Here is a 17,607-nt window from a genome sequence, read left to right on the forward strand (position 1 = left end):
TGCCGGTCTCCGAATGCCGATCCTCGGCGAGACAAGCCACCCGGGCCCCAAACGGAACGCCGATGCCTTGGTTCCACCCACCCCCAACTGGGAGTGCTTCTTGGTCAAACCGGGCAATAGCACCCCCTACGCAGCATTTGTCTTTCGGGTTACTACGTATTGTTCGGCGCGCAGACGGGGCGCCATCTTCGGCCCAGGAGCATGCGTCGGTCTAAAGCCCACCCGGCCGACGCCGCTCTTCATCAAAGCGCATCCCGAGGGATGACGCGCCATCGCCGGCCGCAGTTGCGGTCGCGGTCGCTGATCCGCACCCGCCCGTCCAGCACGGCCAGTCCCCCGCAGAGTTCTGGCAGGTCGCGCGTTCGCGCGCTGGCCGTTGGGCCGCCCCACTCGTCATCGTTCCGACAAAGTAACGAAAAGGCTAGACCATAAGTATACGAAATACTATGTAGGCTTGTCACAACCTAGGATATGAGATGGACGACCGCCGGCCTGATCGCATCGCTCTCATCGAGCAGGTCGCCACCGCCTGGCTCAACAATCCGGACCATCGCATCGACACGGCGGAGCTTCCGACCTTGCTTCGCAAGATCGGCGAGGGGATCGACGCTGCCCTGGCCCCGCCGGTGCTCCATCCGCCTGCGGTCTCGATCGAAGCATCGCTGGCGTCGAACGATCACATCCTGTCGATGATCGATGGCAAGCCGTACAAGGGATTGACGCGGCACATCGCCACGCACGGCCTCACGCCCGATGAATATCGCGCGCGATATTGCCTGCCACCCCACTACCCCATGGTCTCCCCCGCCTACTCCGCCAAGCGCCGCGCCGCTGCAAAGAAGCTCGGCCTGGGCCGCCACATCCGCCCGCGCGGCGAGGGGGAGCGATAACGGAAGCGTCCGCGGCTCTGTCGGAGTGAACCGCCGGGCAAGGCTGACGATCTACCCCGGCAATCAGCCCTTGTTCGGGATCCGGGCGACCACCTTGATCTCGAAGTCGAAGCCCGCGAGCCAGGTGACGCCGATCGCCGTCCAGGTCGGATAGGGCGCGGCTCCGAAAATCTCGTTCTTCACCGCCATGATGGTCTCGAACTGCTGCTCGGGATCGGTGTGGAAGGTCATGACGTCGATCACGTCGTCGAACCCGCACCCGCCTGCGCGCAGCGTCGCTTCCAGGTTGGCAAAGGCCCGCCGCACCTGCGCTTCGAAGTCCGGTTCGGGCGACCCGTCGTCGCGGCTGCCGACCTGGCCCGACACGAACAGGAGATCGTCCGATCGGACCGCCGCCGAATAGCCGTGCGCCTCGTAGAGCGCGTGCCGGTTGGGAGGAAAGACTGCGTCACGCCTGGCCATGTCATCATTTCCTTCGTCGTGCCGGCACGCTTTGCGATGCGCATGCTGGACATCGGGTGCTTGCAGGATCATCTGCATACGCAGCGTATGTGAACATGCGTCCGGCGCATGTCAACTCAGATACGTCGCGTATGTGAAAGGAACAATGTCTTGGCCGCACAGCGCCGTGCCGAAACCATGGAGGAAAATCGCGCCAAACTGATCGGCGCCGCGCGCAGGGCGTTTGCCGCCTCGGGTTTTGCGGGCGCGTCGATGGATGAGCTCACCGCCCAGGTCGGCCTGACCCGCGGCGCCCTCTATCATGGCTTTGGCGACAAAAAGGGCTTGCTGGCCGCCGTGGTGGCGCAGGTCGATGGCGAGATGGCGGCGCGCGCGCAGCGCGCCGGGGCGGCCGCGCCCAGCGAGTGGGAAGGGCTGCTCGCCGAAGGTGCCGCCTATATCGAGATGGCGCTCGATCCGGAGGTGCGGCGGATCGTCCTCCTCGACGGTCCCGCCTTCCTGGGCGACCCCGCGACATGGCCGAGCCAGAATGCCTGCCTGAGCATCACCATGGAGGCGGTCGCGCGGCTGGTTGCCGAAGGCGTCATGCAGTCGGTCGATGTCGAGGCCGCGTCCCGCCTGCTGAGCGGCGCTGCCTTCAACGCCGCGCTATGGGTCGCCGCCAGCGAGGATCCCCAGGTCACCCTGCCCAAGGCGATCGCCGCCTTCCGGCTGATGGCCGAGGGCTTGCTGGCCAAGCGGGACTGAGTTCAGGCTTGGGCTCAGGCTCCCGCTTCGCCCAGCAATGCCCGCGCTTCCGGGTCCGTCCACTCCATCGCGCCCTGCACCCGCCACAGCTCCTTGCCGGCGGCGTCGTACAGGATGGTGGTCGGCAGGTTGGCGTTGAGGCCGGTCGAAAGCCCCAGCGTGGGATCCGCATAGGCGGCCAGCTTCGTCCAGCCATGCTTCGCCAGGAACGGCGCCGCCGCCTTGCGGCCTTCCAGGTCCTGGCTCACCGCCACGACCTTGAGCTTCCCCTCGCCCGCGAGCGCGTCGAGCGTCGGCATCTCCTTGATGCACGGCGCGCACCAGGTTGCCCACAGGTTCACCAGCACCGGCGCGCCGCGGAACGCCGCAAGGCTCGTGGCCACGCCGTCCGGCCCCTCGAACGCGACGTCCGGGGCAGCCTCCCCCTTGTGGCTGCGGTCGACGGTTCCGGCCGCCTGGGGCGCTTCGCTGCCGGCGTCTGCCGAGACGTCGGGCACGGTGCCCGCTTCGTCTTGCCGGGCCGGGTCGGGTCGCCTATCGCAACCCCCGGTTATCAGCATGGTTGAGGCAAGGAGAAGCGCGATTACCGAGCGCAAGGCAGGCTCCAATTCGATGTGGGGTGGGCGCTTCGCCGAAGGCCCTTCGGCAGTGATGCGGGAGATAAATGCCTCCATCCCGTTCGACAAGCGAATGTGGCAGCAGGACATCGCCGGATCGCAGGCGCATGCCGCGATGCTGGCCGCCCAGGGCATCCTGACGGCGGAGGACGCGGCCGCGATTCGCGCCGGGCTTGAGGGCGTCGCCGAGCATTATGCGCGCGAAGGCGTGGCCGAGGACCTCGCGCTCGAGGATATCCACATGCAGACCGAGGCGCGGCTGGCCGAAGCGATCGGCCCGGCGGCCGGCCGCCTGCACACCGCGCGCTCGCGCAACGACCAGGTCGCGACCGATTTCCGCCTGTGGGTGCGCGACGCGATCGATTCGGTCGACGCGGCGCTGGGCCAGCTCCAGGACGCGCTGATCGCGCGCGCCGACGAGCATGCCGAAACGGTGATGCCCGGCTTCACCCATCTCCAGGTGGCCCAGCCGGTGACGCTCGGCCATCACCTGATGGCGTATCACGCGATGGTGGCCCGCGACCGCGGCCGCTTCGCCGACGCCCGCGCGCGCCTCAACCGCTGTCCGCTCGGCGCCGCCGCGCTCGCCGGCACCGGCTTCCCGATCGATCGCAAAGCGACCGCCCGCGCGCTCGGCTTCGACGGCCCCACCGACAATTCGCTCGATTCGGTCTCCGACCGCGACTTCGCAATCGAATATCTGACCGCCGCGGTCCAGGCGTCGCTGCACCTGTCGCGCATGGCCGAGGAGTTCGTGCTCTGGGCGTCGCAGCCGTTCGGCTTCGTCTCGCTGTCGGATGCTTGGTCGACCGGCTCCTCGATCATGCCGCAAAAGCGCAACCCGGATGCGGCCGAGCTGGTGCGCGGCCATTCGGGACGCATCCTTGGCTGCATGACCGCGTTGATGGTCACCATGAAGGGTCTGCCGCTCGCCTATTCAAAGGACATGCAGGACGACAAGCCGCCCGTGTTCGAGGCGACCGACCTGCTCGCCCTGTCGATCGCGGCGATGACCGGCATGGTCGAAAGCGCGACCTTCCGCCCGCAGCGGATGCGCGCGGCGCTGGAGGCGGGCTTCCCGACCGCCACCGATCTTGCCGACTGGCTGGTGCGCGAGGCGGGGCTCCCCTTCCGTGAGGCGCACCATGTCACCGGCCGCACCGTGAAGCTCGCCGAGGAGCGCGGCGTCGCATTGGACGCGCTGCCGCTCGCAGATCTCCAGGCGATCGACCCGCGCATAACCCAGGGGGTCTATGACGTGCTGACCGTGGATGCATCGGTGCGCAGCCGCACCAGCTTTGGCGGCACCGCGCCGGACCGCGTGCGCGCGGCCGTCGCCGCCGCCCGCGCCGCCCGTGCCGGAGAGGCCGCATGACGCGCCGCCCGCTGCTCCTGCTCGGGGTTGCGCTTGCGCTCGCCGGCTGCGGAGCGCGGCGCGATCTGCGCCCGGCCCCGGGCGAAAAGCTGACGCCGGTCCCCTATGGCGACACCACCAGGCCCACGCCTGCCCAGCTGATGACGCCCTCCACGCAGCAGCGCCCCACCCGCAGCGACGAGCTGCTGCGCGAATCGACGGAGCGCCCTGACGATCCGTTCGATATGCCGCCCCGCAACTGAGCCCCTGAACCCATGGACAATTTCCAGCTGCGCGACGGCGCGCTTCATGCCGAGGACGTGCCGCTGACGGCGATCGCGGACGCGGTCGGCACCCCGGTCTATGTTTATTCGACCGCGACCCTCGCCCGCCACGTCGCCGTGTTCCGCGAAGCGCTGGCGGGCATCGACAACCCGCTGATCGCCTTCGCGGTCAAGGCCAACCCCAATGGCGCGGTGCTCGCGACGCTTGCCCGCGCCGGGCTTGGCGCCGACGTCGTCTCCGGCGGCGAGCTCGCCCGCGCGCTCCATGCCGGGGTGCGGCCGCAGGACATCGTCTTCTCCGGCGTCGGCAAGACCGCCGAGGAGATGGCGCAGGCGCTCGACGCCGGCATCGGCCAGTTCAACGTCGAGTCCGAGCCGGAACTCGACATGCTTTCCCAGGTCGCGACGGCACGCGGCGTCACCGCCCCGGTTGCGATCCGCGTCAACCCGGACGTGCTCGCCGGCACCCATTCCAAGATCTCGACCGGCGGTGCCGACAACAAGTTCGGCATCCCCTACCACCGTGCGCTGGACGCCTTCGCGCATGTCGCAGCCCTGCCGGGGCTCGAAGTACGCGGCGTCGCCGTCCACATCGGCAGCCAGCTGACCGACCTCGCCCCGCTCGAAGCCGCCTTCGACCGCATGGGCGCGCTCATCGCGGAGCTGCGTGCGGCAGGCCACCGCATCACCACCGCCGATCTCGGCGGCGGTCTCGGCGTCCCCTATGATCCGGCCAAGCCCGCGCCGCCATCGCCCGCCGCCTATGGCGAGATGGTGCGCCGCGCCACCGCCGGCTGGGACGCGCGCCTGATCTTTGAGCCCGGCCGCCTCATCGTCGCCAACGCCGGGGTGCTGGTGTCGCGCGTGATCCGGGTGAAGCAGGGGGCCAACGCCCCGTTCGTGATCGTCGATGCGGCCATGAACGACCTGCTGCGCCCCAGCCTCTACGACGCCTATCACGCGATCGAGGCGGTGAAGCCCGACGGTCGGCAGGAAACCGTCAACGTCGTCGGCCCGGTGTGCGAGACCGGCGACACCTTTGCCACCGGCCGCACCATGGACCATGTCGTCGCCGGCGATCTCGTGGCGTTCCGCACCGCCGGCGCCTATGCCGCCTCCATGTCGAGCAGCTATAATTCGCGCGCCCTCACGCCCGAGGTGCTCGTCACCGGCGATCGGTTCGCGGTGGTGCGCGAGCGTCCGACCATCCAGTCAATGGTCGAGGCCGATACGCTGCCGGACTGGCTCGCCTGACATGATCGGCCTGCCGGTCCTGCTGCGGCTGGCCGGCAGGCCCGTGATCCTGAAGGGCAGCGGCCCGGCTGCCGACGCCAAGCGCCGCCTGCTCGAACGCGCCGGCGCCGTGGTGGTCGAGGATCACCCCGACGCGCGGCTGGCGGTCGTCGCCCTCTCGGACGAGGCAGAGGCGCACGCCGCCATCGCCGCGCTTCGCGCCCGCGGCCTGCTCGTCAACGCCGTCGACCGGCCGGAATTCTGCGACTTCACCCTCCCCGCGATCGTTGACCGCGATCCCCTGCTGGTCGCCGTCGCCACCGGCGGCATTTCCGCGGGGCTCGCCGCCGCCGTCCGCCAGCGCCTCGAAACCCTGCTCCCGGCCAGCCTCGGCCGCCTTGCCGAGCAGCTCCACGCCGCCCGCGCCGGCTTGCGCCAGCGCTTCCCGGACGGCGATGCCCGCCGACGCGCGCTCGGCACCGCCCTGTCGGCAGGGGGCGCCCTCGACCCGCTCACCGCCCATGGCGACGGTGCCGTCGCCCGCTGGCTCGACACCGCCGACGCGCCCCCTTCCGAGCATATCCGCATCGTCCTGCGCTCGACCGACCCGGACGACCTTACCCTGCGCGAGGCCCGGCTGCTGGCGCGCGCGGACCGGCTGGTCCACGCCGCCGACGTGCCGGCCGCGATCCTCGACCGTGCCCGCGCCGACGCCGACCGCATCCTCGGCGAGACCCCGCCGCCCGACGCCCCCGGGCTCACGATCCTGCTGGAGATGACGCGGTGACAGGCTTTGCGATGCAGGTGAAGGACGGCGCCGCCCACTCCCTGACGCCGGAGGCCGCGCTCACCGCCGACGGCCCGCTGGTGTGGATCCACCTCCACGGCGACGAGCCGGAGCTGCGCCCCTGGCTGGAGGATGTCGCCAACCTGCCCGCCTATGTCGTCGACCCGCTGGTGGCGGTCGAGACGCGCCCGCGCTGCACCGCGCTGGAGGACGGCGCCTTCGTCAACCTGCGCGGCCTCTCCCCCGACGAACTCGCTAGCTCCGATCCGCTTGCTTCGGTGCGCCTCTATGCCGCGGCCGGCCGCGTCTACTCCGTCACGCGCCACAAGCTGACGGCGATGCCGGCGGTCCGTGCCCAGGTGGAACAGGCGGTGATCGCCGATCCCGGCGACCTCATCGTCGCCTTTGCCGAAGAGATCACCGGGGAGCTCGACCCGCTCGTCGCCGACCTCGGCGACACGCTCGACGATTGCGAGGAGGAACTGAGCGCCGACCGCGTGTTCGAGCTGCGCCGCGTCGTCAGCCGCGCCCGCATCCGGGCGATCGGCTATCGCCGCTTCCTCGCGCCCCAGCGCGCCGCGCTCGAAAAGCTCTCGGCGCTGCCCGGCGACTGGCTCGGCGCCGACGACCGCCTCCACATCGCTGCCGCCGCCGATCAGGCCGCGCGCATGGCCGAGGAGCTGGAGTCCATCCGCGAGCGCGCCGCGCTGATCCACGAGACGCTCACCGACCTGCGCGCCGAGCAGATCGACCAGCGTTCGCTGCAGATCGCGATCGTCGCGGTCGTCTTCCTGCCGCTGACCTTCCTCACCGGCCTGCTTGGCATGAACGTGGAGGGCATCCCCTTCGCCCACGCGCGCTGGGCCTTCGCCGGCGTGATCGGGGTCTGCATCCTGCTCGCGGTCGGCATCACCGCCTGGTTCGTCCACCGCCACTGGCTCCGCCGCTAACGGGCAGAGCCTGGGCGGTGCCGTCGCCGTCAGACGTCGACGCTGTCGTAGACGACCACGCGATCCCACAGCGGCTCGCACGCGGCGACGAACGCCAGGTGGATCGGATGTTCCTGATAGCGTCGCTGGTCCTCGACCGTGTCGAAGATCATCAGCTCGGACACCTGGTAGCTGCTGTCGACCACCGAACGCTGTTCGGTCGGCGCGGGCACGCCGATCCGTAGCTCGCGGATCTGGGGAACACCGCGCAGGGTGCGCAGGCCCGCGATCAGCTTGTCGGCATCCGCCTTGGACGCGGGGTTCTTCAACCAGAAGAAGACGTGGTGCACGATCTGCCCGCGCTTGGGCGCGGCGGCGGCGGCGGTGGCGCCGGCCGCCGGGGCAATCCCCAACAGCATGAGCAGGCTGATCCAACGTCTCCGGTTCACGACCATGCAACTCTCTCCCCTGATGGTTCGCAGGGAAGGTGCCACGGACGCTTGCGGATGACGAGCCGCAATCCCGCTCGGCCGTCAGCGCCGCTGCACGAACGCCATGATCTGCTCGACCATGATCGCGATCTGCGGCTCGGCCTGGTTGATCGCGTCCGGGTTTTCGATCGTGTTGATCGCCACGCCCATCGGCGTCGGCCAGCCGCGCAGCGCGTGCGCCACCATGCGCAGCGTCGCCATGGTCGCAACCGCCGCCTGCCAGCCCGCCGCCGTCGCGATCACGCCCACCGGCAGCCCGTCGAAATAGACCCGGTCGTCGCCGCGCATCAGCTCGACATGGTCGAGCGCGTTCTTGACCAGCCCCGACATCGTGCCGTGATAGCCCGGCGATCCCACGATGATCCCGTCCGCATCGCGCAGCGTCGCCAGGAACGCGGCGATCGCGGGATTCTCCAGCGCGCTTTCGGGTTCATAGTTCGGAAAGTCGATCGCGGCGCCCGTCAGCAACGTCGTGCGCGCGCCACGGCTCTCCGCCTGGGCTAGCGCGATCTCGAGCGCACGGGCAGTGCCCGAACTGGCGCGGAGCGTGCCGCCGATGGCGACGATATGCGGTTGCTTCATGCGGAAGGCGCTACCGCAAAGCCGTAATGGATGCCAGCGAGGGCGCGCGGCCCGGCGCTTGACCGGGAACAATACGGACCATATACGCTTCGTATATTCTCCAAAGGCAGTTCAATCCATGGGTATCGTAAAGATCGACGACGCGCTGCACGCGCAGGTGCGGCGCGCCAGCACGGTGATGTGCCGTTCGATCAACGCCCAGGCCGAGTTCTGGATGAAGATCGGCATGCTCGCCGAAGCGAACCCGACTCTGTCCTTCAGCGACATCGTCAAGGCAGAGCTCGCCGGCGCTCCGGACCGGCCTTTCGCGGTCGATACAGCCGCCTGAGATGGTGAAGACCCCCGACGAGATCGCCCTGATGCGCATTTCGGGCCGGCTGCTCGCGTCGGTGTTCGAAATGCTCGATCGCCAGGAGCTGGCCGGCATGTCCACGCTTGCGGTCAACGACCTCGTCGAGCGCTTCATTACCGAGGATCTCGGCGCCCGCCCCGCCAGCAAGGGCCAGTACGGCTTCAAGTTCGTCCTGAACTGCTCGATCAACGAGGTCGTCTGCCACGGCGTGCCGGACGCCGACACGATCATCCGCGACGGCGACATCATCAACCTCGACATCACGCTCGAAAAAAACGGCTTCATCGCCGATTCCAGCAAGACCTACATGGTCGGCACCGTCGCGCCTGCTGCCCGCCGGCTCGTGCGCGTGGCGCAGGAGGCGATGTGGCAGGGCATCCGCCAGGTCCGCCCCGGCGCGCATCTGGGCGACGTCGGCGCCGCGATCGAGCGCCATGCCAGGAAGAACGGCTATTCCGTCGTGCGCGAATATTGCGGCCACGGCATCGGCCGCGAGATGCACGAGGAGCCGTCGGTCCTCAACTTCGGCCGCCCCGGCACCGGCGCGACGCTGCGCGAGGGCATGACCTTCACCATCGAGCCGATGATCAACCAGGGCACGCGCCGCGTCTCCACGGCCGACGACGGATGGACGGTGGTGACCGACGACGGCAAGCTCTCGGCCCAGTTCGAACACACCGTCGCCGTCACCGCGACCGGCGTCGAGGTCCTGACCCTGCGCACCGACGAGACACCCCCCGCCCGCCGGAACTAGGCCTTAGGCGCGTGCGCCGTGAGTGGGGGAACGCTCCATTTGCGGACGTTGAGCGATGGTGTAGCGTCATCCGTATGAGCGATGGCTATCGTCCGCCAAGTAGCCGGTCTGGTTTCTACGCAGCTGGCTTTGCCCTGGCAGTGGTGCTGTTTGTTGCGTTCGTCGCAACTCTGTTCGTCTCTGGCGGCTTTATGCACGGCGACTGACCAACATTCGCGACATCCACACGCCGGCTTGCGGTCCCCCCGGAACAGGCGCAGCCTGCGCTGTCATGTGGAGGAGGATGCTGGCCGTCGCGGCGCTCGTGGCCGCGCCTGCGGGTGCGCAACAGGCGTTCCCGGATCCCAGCCCTCTGCCCGCCCCGGTCGAACCACCGCCAGAGGGGGTGATCGACCAGCTGGCGATTACCGAGGCGGACCTGCGCATGACCGTCCCCGTGTCGATCGCGGACGGTAGCCCCTGGCCCTTCGTGATCGACACCGGCTCCGAACGCACGGTGCTGTCGATCGAGCTTGCCCAGCGCCTCGACCTGCCGCGCGGGCCGATGCGCCGCGTGACGACGATGGCGGGTACCGCGCCCGCCCCCACGGCGCGGGTGCCGGACCTGCAGGTCGGTTCGATCGCGATCGGAGAGATTGAGGCGCCGGTGTTCACGCGCGCCAATCTGGGCGCGATCGGGATGCTCGGCATCGACGCGCTGCAGGGGCACAAGGTGGCGATCGATTTCGATCGCGACACGATGACGCTGGTCCCCTCGCGCAAGCGCCGCCGCCCGCCGCCGCGCCGGGACGAGATCGTCGTCGTCGCCCGGTCGCTCTACGGCCAGCTGATCGTCACCGACGCACGCTGGCGCAACCACAAGATCGCGGTGGTGCTCGACACCGGCTCGCCGCTCACCATCGGCAACGCCGCGCTGCTGCGGCTCGGCCAGCGACCGCCCCCCAATCTGGGCAGCGTGACGATGATCGCGGTCACCGGCGCCCCCATCCCGGCGGACAGCTACCGGCTGGATCGGCTGGAGATCGGCGGCGTCAGCTTCCTGGGCGTCCCCGTGGTGATCGCCGACGTCGCCCCCTTTCACAAGTTCGGGCTCACCGACCGGCCCGCACTCCTGCTCGGCATGAACGCGTTGCGGCTGTTCCGGTCGGTCGACATCGACTTTGCCAACCGCACCATCGTCCTCAAGCTCCCGCGCGACACGCAGGCCGGCGCCCGCGGCTTCGGCCGCTGAACCGAAACGGGCGGCCCCTCGAAGGGGCCGCCCGCCGCGGGATCAGAAGAACAGCTTGCGCACGCTCAGCCGCACCGTCCGGCCGAGCGGATCGAGGAACCCGCCCTGATAGCTCAGCGGCACCACTCCCTGCGCGTTGCGCACCTCCTGTCGCTGGTTGAAGATGTTGTCCACCGACAGCGTCACGCGGGTGCCACGCAGCCACGGATTGTCGCGCACCAGGTCGGGTTGCTGGCCCAGGTTGGCGAACAGCCGCAGGTTCGCGGTCGCCAGCGAGCCGAAGCGCAGCTGGTCGTTGCCGGTCGCGCCGCCATTGACTCGCGTCGCGCTCTGCCAGTTGGCGCTGACGCGCGCGCCCAGGCCGTTGACGACATAGCCGCCCTGCAGCTGGATCTGGTGGCGCGCCTGCCCGCCCCGGCTGCCGGACGCCGATCCGTTCAAAAGGTCGAGCTCGGGCAGGCCCTCACGGATCAGGATCGTGTTTTCGAACTGCCAGGTGTGATAGGCCGCGAACTGCAGTCGGCCACCGGACCCGCCGCCACCACGACCGCCGCGACCGCCCCAGCCGCCGCCCCCGCCCGGACGCCCCGCACCGGCACCTGGCCCGCGACCTTCGCCCTGGCCACGCGGCGGCGCCGTCCCGGCCGCTTCCGCCGCCTCGCGCTCGGCACGCCGGGCGGCGCGCGCCGCCTCTTCCTGGCGCTGCCGCTCGGTCACCACCGGCTTGGAGAAGTTGAACCCCCAGCGCAGCTGGCTGCGGTTGGAGCGGGCGAAGTTCACCGGCCGCGCATCGACACGCAGCAGCGTGCCGTCTTCGCCGCGTTCGAAGCGGTCGGGGAATGCATCTTCGATCTCCGCCGTCGCCGCCGGGAAGCTCGACACCGGGTTCTTGATCCGGCTCGCCACGTAATCGGCGGTCAGGGTAAGGTCGGTGTCGCGGATCGGCCGCAGGTTCAGGCCCGCCTTGAACACCCGCCGGCTGTCGCCCCGCAGATTGGGGTTGCCGCCCTCCAGCTGGGTCACGTCCACCGTCTCGCCACGCACATAGTCAAAGACGCGGACGTTGGGCGTCACCAGCACCGGGTTGCCCAGCTGCTGCGGCGTCGGCGCGCCTTCCTCATGCGTCACCGATACCAGCAGCCGCACGGGATCGACCGGCTGCCAGTTGAGCCCATAGCCCAGTGTGGTGAGCGTTCCGAAGTCGGACAGCTGCTCCACCTCGGCATTGCCGTTCAGCGACAGGTTGCCCAGGAACCCCAGCACGTCGCGCGACCGGCTGGAGATCGGCAGGTCGATGTTGCCGCGCGCGGTGCCGCTGTCGCGGCCGATGTCGACCAGCTGGGCGATGCCGGACCGCACCGAATCGCTGCGCAGGTCGGTGGTGTTGCCTCGCACGCGCAGGCTCGCCGCCGCCGGGCCCGCCGGCAGCTCGAACAGGGTGCCGGCCGCCAGCGCGTCGATCGTCGCGACCTGCGTCACCGCCTTCGCGCGGTCGGCGGTGCGGGCATAGAGGTCGAGCGGGCCGAACGGGCTCGCGGTCGGATCGCCCGCGTTGATCGCGTCCTGCAGGCTGGTGATGTCCAGCCCGCGCTCGGTCGTGGTGCGCGATTCGTCGCGCTGGTAGCTGGTGTTGAGCGACCAGCGCCACCGGCCGACATCGCCGTTGAAGGCGGCGGTGGCGTTGCCCGACCAGCTGCGGTTGTTGCGCTCCAGCGGATCGGTATCGGCAAAGCGATAGAGGCTGATGTCGTTGGTGAAGGGGGAGAACGGGCTTCCCCCCGGCACGTTCAGCGTGACGCCGGGCAGGCCCAGCAGCGCATTGGTCTCGGCATGCTCCAGCCGCACCGTGCCCGTCGCCGCGACATTGCCAAAGATGCTGGTGCTGTAGACCGCATTGCCCGTCACCCGGTTGCTGGACGGCACCAGCGAGCGGAAGGGCGTCGTGTCGGTGACGTTGAGGATGCCGGCGGTCGCCGCATAATCGGCCAGCGTCGGGTTCGCGATGCCGACCGGCACCCCGGCTTCGGTCACGGGGCGGCCGACGAGCGCGGTCAGCGCCGGGTCGATCTGGCCGCCGCCCTCGCCGGTGATGTTCCCGACCAGGTCGAACGGGCGCCGCGGGTTCGTCAGCGGGGTGATGTCGCGCTCGCTCTCCAGCAGCTTCGACACCGTCTCCGCCTGCAGGTTCACGTTCAGCCGGCCGCTGTCGTTGATCCGGGTGAGCCCGGTTTCCGCCTTGAACTGGTTGCTGCCCCCGGCCGTCGGAATGCGGTCATTGAGCTCGGCCGTGATGCTGCGGAAACGGGGCCGCAGCACGAAGTTCACCACGCGCTGGTCCGCGCGGAAACCGAACTTGAGCGCGGCTTCCTCGGGCAGGATGTCGACGCGCAGGATCGCCTCGGTCGGAAGGTCGCGAATTTCCTGGAAGCCCGCGGTCCGCCTGCCGTTCACCAGCACCACCGGCGCGCCGCCGCCGTCGCGGCCCCGGCCGCTGCCGGTCTGCGGCGCCAGTTCCTCCAGCAGCTCGGCGACCGAGCTCACGCCATAGGAACGGATGTCGGCCGGCGACAGCTGGATCTCGGGCGCGATGTCGCCGGGGACGGTTCCGGGCTGCGCGCGGCCCGTGACGACGATCTCGGTACCCTCGGTTTCCTCTTCCACGATTTCCGGCGGACCGGAATCACCGGGATCCTCCGGTGTCGTCTGGGCCGGAACCGGATCCGTTTGCGCTGCTGCAAGCGCAGGACTGGCCACACCCAGCAGCAACCATGCTGCCTTCGACATCGGACGCATTCATCTCTCCCACCCGCGCGACCCCGCGCGTTCACTTCAGCGATGGGCGTTAGCGACCAATTGTCGCAGAAGTTTCACGCCATCACGGGTGCGAAGGAATAAGTTTCCCCAGGTGTCGCTGCGATGAATCGTTCCGGGGCGATCCCGCGCGCGTCCAGCGCCGCGGCCAGCCGCATCACCGGCTCCTCGCGCGCTTCGTCGGTAAGCTGGAACGTGCCCCAGTGGATGCCCAGCGCGTGGCGGGCGCCCAGCACCTCGAACATCGCCACCGCCTCGTCCGGATCGGCGTGCTGCGGCGCCATGAACCAGCGCGGCGCATAGGCCCCGATCGGCAGCAGCGCGACGTCGGGGGAGCCATGCGCGGCAGCGATGTCACGAAAAATGTCGCCCCCGCACCAGCCGCTGTCCCCGGCGAAATAGACGCTGCCCGCCGGCGTATCGATCCAGTGCCCCGCCCACAGGGCCATGCGCCGGTCGCCGGTGCCGCGCGCCGACCAGTGGTTGGCCGGCACCAGCGTCGTCACCGCCCCGCCGGGCAGCGCGATCCGCTCGCCCCAGTCGCCCGCCACGGTGTTCGCCCCCGGCACGCCCTTGCGCACGATCGTGTCGTTGCCGAGCGGCATCACCATCAGCGGCTCGTCGCGCGCATGCAGCCGGCGCAGCGTCGCCATGTCGAGATGGTCGTAATGATTGTGCGACAGCAGCACCGCGTCGATCGGCGGCAGTGCGTCAAACGCGATCCCCGGCGCCGTCACCCGCTTTGGCCCCGCAAAGGAAAAGGGGCTCGCCCGCTCCGACCATACCGGGTCGGTGAGCAGGTTGATGCCGGCCGCCTGGATCAGCAGCGTGGCATGGCCGACCGCGGTGACGCACAGCCCGTGGACGCGCGGTTCGGGGACGGTCTGCGTCACCGGCACCGACTGCGGCCACGCGGCCGGCCGCTCGTTGATCTTCCACCGCAGCACGTCGGGCAGGCCGCGATCGCCAGACGGCATGCCCGGGTTGAAGAAGCGCGTCCCGTCGAAATGGTCGCTCGGCGGCCCCTGGTAATAGCGGTTGCGCGCCATTCAGCCCTCCCGCCCGGCCCGCCTGGGCACAGGGGCGCGCAGCGGCGCAGCAACTTGTGGAACAGCTTGGGTCACAGTCACCTCGTCGCTCGGTGGCGATCGGTGAACCGCCGAACGCCGCGGGAGTTCACCGGAAAAACGCGGTCCGCTCCGGCACCTACCCCCGATAGAGCACCCCGCCGGTCATCGGCTCGGGCGCACCGGTGGTGCCGGGGAAGGAAATCGGCAGCCCGCGCACCGACCGCGCCGCCAGATAGGCAAAGGCCTCTGCCTCGATGAAGTCGCCGCGCATCCCCAGCGTGTCCGATGAATCGGCCCGGCCCAGCGCATCCGCCAGCATCGCCATCATCACCGGATTGTGGCGCCCGCCGCCGCACACGATCCACTGCGCGGGCGGCTCGTCCAGCTGCGCGCGGCTCGCCACCACCGCCGCGACCGTGAACGCCGTCAGCGTCGCTGCCGCATCGGCGTCCGACAGCGCGGCCACCGCATCGAGCGGAAAGTCATAGCGGTCGAGCGACTTGGCCCCCGTGCGGGTGAAATAGGGCGACTCCATCAGCCGATCGACCACGGCGCGATCGACCGTCCCCGCCGCCGCCACGCGCCCGCCCTCGTCATAGCGGCCAAGGCCCCGCGCCTGCACCAGCTGGTCGATCAGCCCGTTGCCCGGTCCCACGTCGAACGCCGCAAGGCTGCCGTCGCGGCCGATGACGGTCACATTGGCGACCCCGCCGATGTTCAGGAACGCGACCGGCCGCGCGCACCCGGCCCAGTCGGCCAGCGCCGCGTGATAGATCGGGGCCAGCGGCGCGCCCTGCCCGCCCGCCGCCAGGTCCGCCTGGCGTAGGTCCGCGACCACCGGCACCCCCAGCGCCACCGCCAGCGCATCGGGATCGCCCAGCTGGATCGACAGCTTGCGCTCGGGCCGGTGCAGCACCGTCTGGCCGTGAAAGCCGACCAGCTCGATCGTGCCGGCGTCGGGCTGCGCCAGCAATTCGCGCGCGGCGCGGACATGGACGTCGTGGATCACCCGCTCGGCCTCGGCAAAGCTCGCCGGGCGCGGGCCGCGTCCGTCGCTTGCCACCGCATCCGCGGTCGCCTGCTCCAGCACCCGCCGTTCCTCGGCGTTGAACGGCAGCATCAGCGCGGGGCCGAACCCGGCGATCCTCTCGCCGTCCGTCTCCAGGATCGCGGCATCGACACCGTCCAGCGAAGTGCCGCTCATATACCCCAGCACGCGCATTGCCCGCTCTCCCCCGAAATCGCCGCTCGCCGCGCGACGCGACCCGCGATAGCGTGTGCGGCGCGGCGCTGCTGGCCAATCCAAAGCACAGCGCGCCGGGCGATGCCAGCGTGGAGGCATGACCATGTCGGACGGCGATCGGTGCGAAGTGCTGGTGGTGGGTGCAGGACCCACCGGGCTCATGGCGGCGCTGCTGCTGCGACGACAGGGGATCGACGTCCGCATCGTCGACCGCAATGCCCAGCCCAGCCGCGAGTCCCGCGCCTTTGCCGTCTCGGCACGAACGCTGGAGCTGTTCGCCAGCCTCGGACTCGCCGACGCGCTGCTCCAGCGCGGCGTCATCAACAGCAGCATCGGCTTCCACGTCTCGGGCGAATGGATCGGCGGGCTCGACTTCGATCAGGCGAGCGCCCCCGACACGCCCTATCGCTTCATCCTGATGCTGCCCCAGGCAGAGACCGAGGCGGTGCTGCTCGACGCGCTGGACGAGGGCTGGCTGGCGGTGGAGCGCGAGGTGGAGGTCACCGGCCTTTCCGCCGATGCCGATGGCGTGCGGGTAAAGGCGCAGGATGCGACCGGCGTCGCCACCACCCTCCACGCCCGCTACGTGATCGGCGCGGACGGCGCGCACAGCATCATCCGCCACGCGCTCGACCTGCGGTTCGAAGGCGCGCCCTATCCGCAGAACTTCCTGTTGGGCGACGTCGCGGTCGACTGGCCGCTCGGGCATGATCGCTTCCGCGTCTTCGTCCACGCCGACCGCATCGGCCTCTATTTCCCGCTCGACGGCGGCAGCATGTCGCGGGTCATGACGACCGACCTGCGCGCCGATCCCGACGAGCACGCCGCCCCCGACCTCAGCCTCGCCGAGCTTCAGGATGCCTTCCAGGAGGCGAGCTGCCTTCCCGTCACCCTCTCGCAACCGCAATGGCTGACGCGCTTTCGCAGCCATCACCGAGTGGTCGATCGCTATCGGGTCGGGCCCGTGTTCGTCGCGGGGGATGCCGCCCACATCCACTCGCCCGCCGGCGGCCAGGGCATGAACACCGGGCTGCAGGATGCCGCCAACCTCGCCTGGAAGCTCGTTTCGGTGCTGCGCGGGGGCGCGCCGGACGCGCTCCTCGACAGCTATGGCGCCGAACGCCTGCCCGTGGCGCAGGACGTGCTGCGCTTCACCAACCGCATTTTCAGCGCGGCCGCCGGCCAGGTCGGCTGGCGGGCGTGGCTGCGCGACGCGCTCGCGCCCATGCTGGTCGGCCCGGCCTCCGCGCTCGACGTCGTCCAGGACCGCGCCTTTCGCAAGTTCGCCCAGATCGACATCGCCTATTTTCCCAACCCCGCCGTCGCCGAATGCGCGAAGGGGCCTTCCCCCCGCCCCGGCGAACGCGCGCCCAATGCGCAGCTGACCCGGCACCGCGACCTGTTCGACCTGCTGTCGGGCTATCGCTTCCATGTCCTTGCCCTGTCCCACCGACATCTTTCGCCGACCGAGGCCGGCGCCCTCGCCGACGCGCTCGCGCGGCTTTCGGGGGAGCGGGTCGCCACCCATCTGCTCGCGCGGCTGACGGTGGGCGCGCATGGGTCGGTCGAACGGCTCGAGCGCGCCGACCTGTTCGAGCGCTACGGCCTCACCGCCGAAGACGCACAGGCGCTGCTCCTGGTCCGCCCCGACGGCGTCGTCGCCTGGCGCAGCGACAGCATCGACCTCCCCGGCTGCACCACCTTCCTCCGCCGCCTGGGTGTCGCCCCCCACTGATCCCGCCTGCCCGCGCTGTCCTACCGGCCGGAACC

19 protein-coding genes are annotated in these 17,607 nt (G+C 70.0%); 12 read left to right on the forward strand and 7 right to left on the reverse strand.

The genetic code is table 11. The features are described from left to right. The first annotated feature begins 476 nt into the window (after positions 1–476). Positions 477–890: a MucR family transcriptional regulator gene (locus QP045_RS06100; protein WP_422514076.1), complete on the forward strand. Its 414-nt coding sequence runs from the start codon at positions 477–479 to the stop codon at positions 888–890. Positions 891–953: 63 nt separating this feature from the next. On the opposite strand, the gene QP045_RS06105 is transcribed toward QP045_RS06100, so the two are convergent. Further along, positions 954–1,352 (reverse strand): RidA family protein, encoded by a 399-nt coding sequence (locus QP045_RS06105; protein ID WP_422514077.1) that lies wholly within the window; start codon positions 1,350–1,352, stop codon positions 954–956. Positions 1,353–1,502: 150 nt separating this feature from the next. On the opposite strand from QP045_RS06105, the gene QP045_RS06110 reads away from it, so the two are divergent. Then, the gene (locus QP045_RS06110; RefSeq protein ID WP_422514078.1) at positions 1,503–2,099 is read left to right on the forward strand and encodes a TetR/AcrR family transcriptional regulator; all 597 of its coding nucleotides are present in this window, start codon (positions 1,503–1,505) and stop codon (positions 2,097–2,099) included. A gap of 14 nt (positions 2,100–2,113) precedes the next feature. Here QP045_RS06110 and QP045_RS06115 read toward each other — a convergent pair whose 3' ends face one another. Continuing rightward, the gene (locus QP045_RS06115; protein WP_422514079.1) at positions 2,114–2,659 is read right to left on the reverse strand and encodes a TlpA family protein disulfide reductase; all 546 of its coding nucleotides are present in this window, start codon (positions 2,657–2,659) and stop codon (positions 2,114–2,116) included. A gap of 52 nt (positions 2,660–2,711) precedes the next feature. Here QP045_RS06115 and argH point away from each other — a divergent pair, with 52 nt between their 5' ends. Genes argH through QP045_RS06140 form a run of 5 tightly spaced genes read left to right on the forward strand, consistent with a single transcriptional unit; the run spans position 2,712 to position 7,324 of the window. Then, the gene (gene argH / locus QP045_RS06120) at positions 2,712–4,091 is read left to right on the forward strand and encodes an argininosuccinate lyase (protein WP_422514137.1); all 1,380 of its coding nucleotides are present in this window, start codon (positions 2,712–2,714) and stop codon (positions 4,089–4,091) included. Continuing rightward, positions 4,088–4,333, forward strand: coding sequence for a hypothetical protein (locus QP045_RS06125; protein ID WP_422514080.1), 246 nt, complete (start codon positions 4,088–4,090; stop codon positions 4,331–4,333). Before argH ends, QP045_RS06125 begins: the two co-directional genes overlap by 4 nt. Before the next feature lie 12 nt (positions 4,334–4,345). Next, positions 4,346–5,608 (forward strand): diaminopimelate decarboxylase, encoded by a 1,263-nt coding sequence (lysA, locus tag QP045_RS06130; RefSeq protein ID WP_422514081.1) that lies wholly within the window; start codon positions 4,346–4,348, stop codon positions 5,606–5,608. Between the two features lies 1 nt (position 5,609). After that, positions 5,610–6,374 (forward strand): NAD(P)-dependent oxidoreductase, encoded by a 765-nt coding sequence (locus QP045_RS06135; protein ID WP_422514082.1) that lies wholly within the window; start codon positions 5,610–5,612, stop codon positions 6,372–6,374. Further along, on the forward strand, positions 6,371–7,324 hold the full coding sequence (locus tag QP045_RS06140) for a CorA family divalent cation transporter (RefSeq protein WP_422514083.1): 954 nt from the start codon (positions 6,371–6,373) through the stop codon (positions 7,322–7,324). The genes QP045_RS06135 and QP045_RS06140 overlap by 4 nt, the downstream gene beginning before the upstream one ends. 29 nt (positions 7,325–7,353) lie before the next feature. Here QP045_RS06140 and QP045_RS06145 read toward each other — a convergent pair whose 3' ends face one another. Together QP045_RS06145 and QP045_RS06150 are read right to left on the reverse strand one after the other, a co-directional pair. After that, positions 7,354–7,752 (reverse strand): Dabb family protein, encoded by a 399-nt coding sequence (locus QP045_RS06145; RefSeq protein ID WP_422514084.1) that lies wholly within the window; start codon positions 7,750–7,752, stop codon positions 7,354–7,356. An 84-nt stretch (positions 7,753–7,836) separates the two neighbouring features. Next, positions 7,837–8,376 carry an NADPH-dependent FMN reductase gene (locus QP045_RS06150; protein WP_422514085.1) on the reverse strand — a complete coding sequence of 180 codons (540 nt, stop codon included), beginning with the start codon at positions 8,374–8,376 and terminating at the stop codon, positions 7,837–7,839. Positions 8,377–8,494: 118 nt separating this feature from the next. On the opposite strand from QP045_RS06150, the gene QP045_RS06155 reads away from it, so the two are divergent. The 4 genes from QP045_RS06155 to QP045_RS06170 all read left to right on the forward strand — a co-directional run bounded on the left by QP045_RS06155 (position 8,495) and on the right by QP045_RS06170 (position 10,713). Next, positions 8,495–8,704 carry a ParD-like family protein gene (locus tag QP045_RS06155; protein ID WP_422514086.1) on the forward strand — a complete coding sequence of 70 codons (210 nt, stop codon included), beginning with the start codon at positions 8,495–8,497 and terminating at the stop codon, positions 8,702–8,704. A 1-nt stretch (position 8,705) separates the two neighbouring features. Further along, a complete protein-coding gene (gene map, locus QP045_RS06160) occupies positions 8,706–9,482 on the forward strand; it encodes a type I methionyl aminopeptidase (RefSeq protein WP_422514087.1) in 777 nt (258 codons plus the stop codon). A gap of 74 nt (positions 9,483–9,556) precedes the next feature. Continuing rightward, positions 9,557–9,688, forward strand: a complete 132-nt coding sequence (locus QP045_RS06165; RefSeq protein WP_422514088.1) for a hypothetical protein — start codon at positions 9,557–9,559, stop codon at positions 9,686–9,688. A 77-nt stretch (positions 9,689–9,765) separates the two neighbouring features. Then, entirely contained in the window at positions 9,766–10,713 is a 948-nt protein-coding gene (locus QP045_RS06170; RefSeq protein WP_422514089.1) for an aspartyl protease family protein, read from the forward strand. A 42-nt stretch (positions 10,714–10,755) separates the two neighbouring features. On the opposite strand, the gene QP045_RS06175 is transcribed toward QP045_RS06170, so the two are convergent. The 3 genes from QP045_RS06175 to QP045_RS06185 form a co-directional block, all read right to left on the reverse strand. After that, positions 10,756–13,506 (reverse strand): TonB-dependent receptor, encoded by a 2,751-nt coding sequence (locus QP045_RS06175; protein ID WP_422514090.1) that lies wholly within the window; start codon positions 13,504–13,506, stop codon positions 10,756–10,758. 74 nt (positions 13,507–13,580) lie between these two features. Next, positions 13,581–14,573, reverse strand: coding sequence for an MBL fold metallo-hydrolase (locus QP045_RS06180; protein WP_422514091.1), 993 nt, complete (start codon positions 14,571–14,573; stop codon positions 13,581–13,583). 157 nt (positions 14,574–14,730) lie between these two features. Further along, positions 14,731–15,816, reverse strand: a complete 1,086-nt coding sequence (locus tag QP045_RS06185) for an anhydro-N-acetylmuramic acid kinase (protein WP_422514092.1) — start codon at positions 15,814–15,816, stop codon at positions 14,731–14,733. A 118-nt stretch (positions 15,817–15,934) separates the two neighbouring features. Here QP045_RS06185 and QP045_RS06190 point away from each other — a divergent pair, with 118 nt between their 5' ends. Next, on the forward strand, positions 15,935–17,572 hold the full coding sequence (locus QP045_RS06190) for an FAD-dependent monooxygenase (protein ID WP_422514093.1): 1,638 nt from the start codon (positions 15,935–15,937) through the stop codon (positions 17,570–17,572). The last annotated feature ends 35 nt before the right edge of the window (positions 17,573–17,607 follow it).

The organism is Sphingomonas sp. 3-13AW, from assembly GCF_049311085.1.
Taxonomy (GTDB): Bacteria; Pseudomonadota; Alphaproteobacteria; order Sphingomonadales; family Sphingomonadaceae; genus Sphingomonas.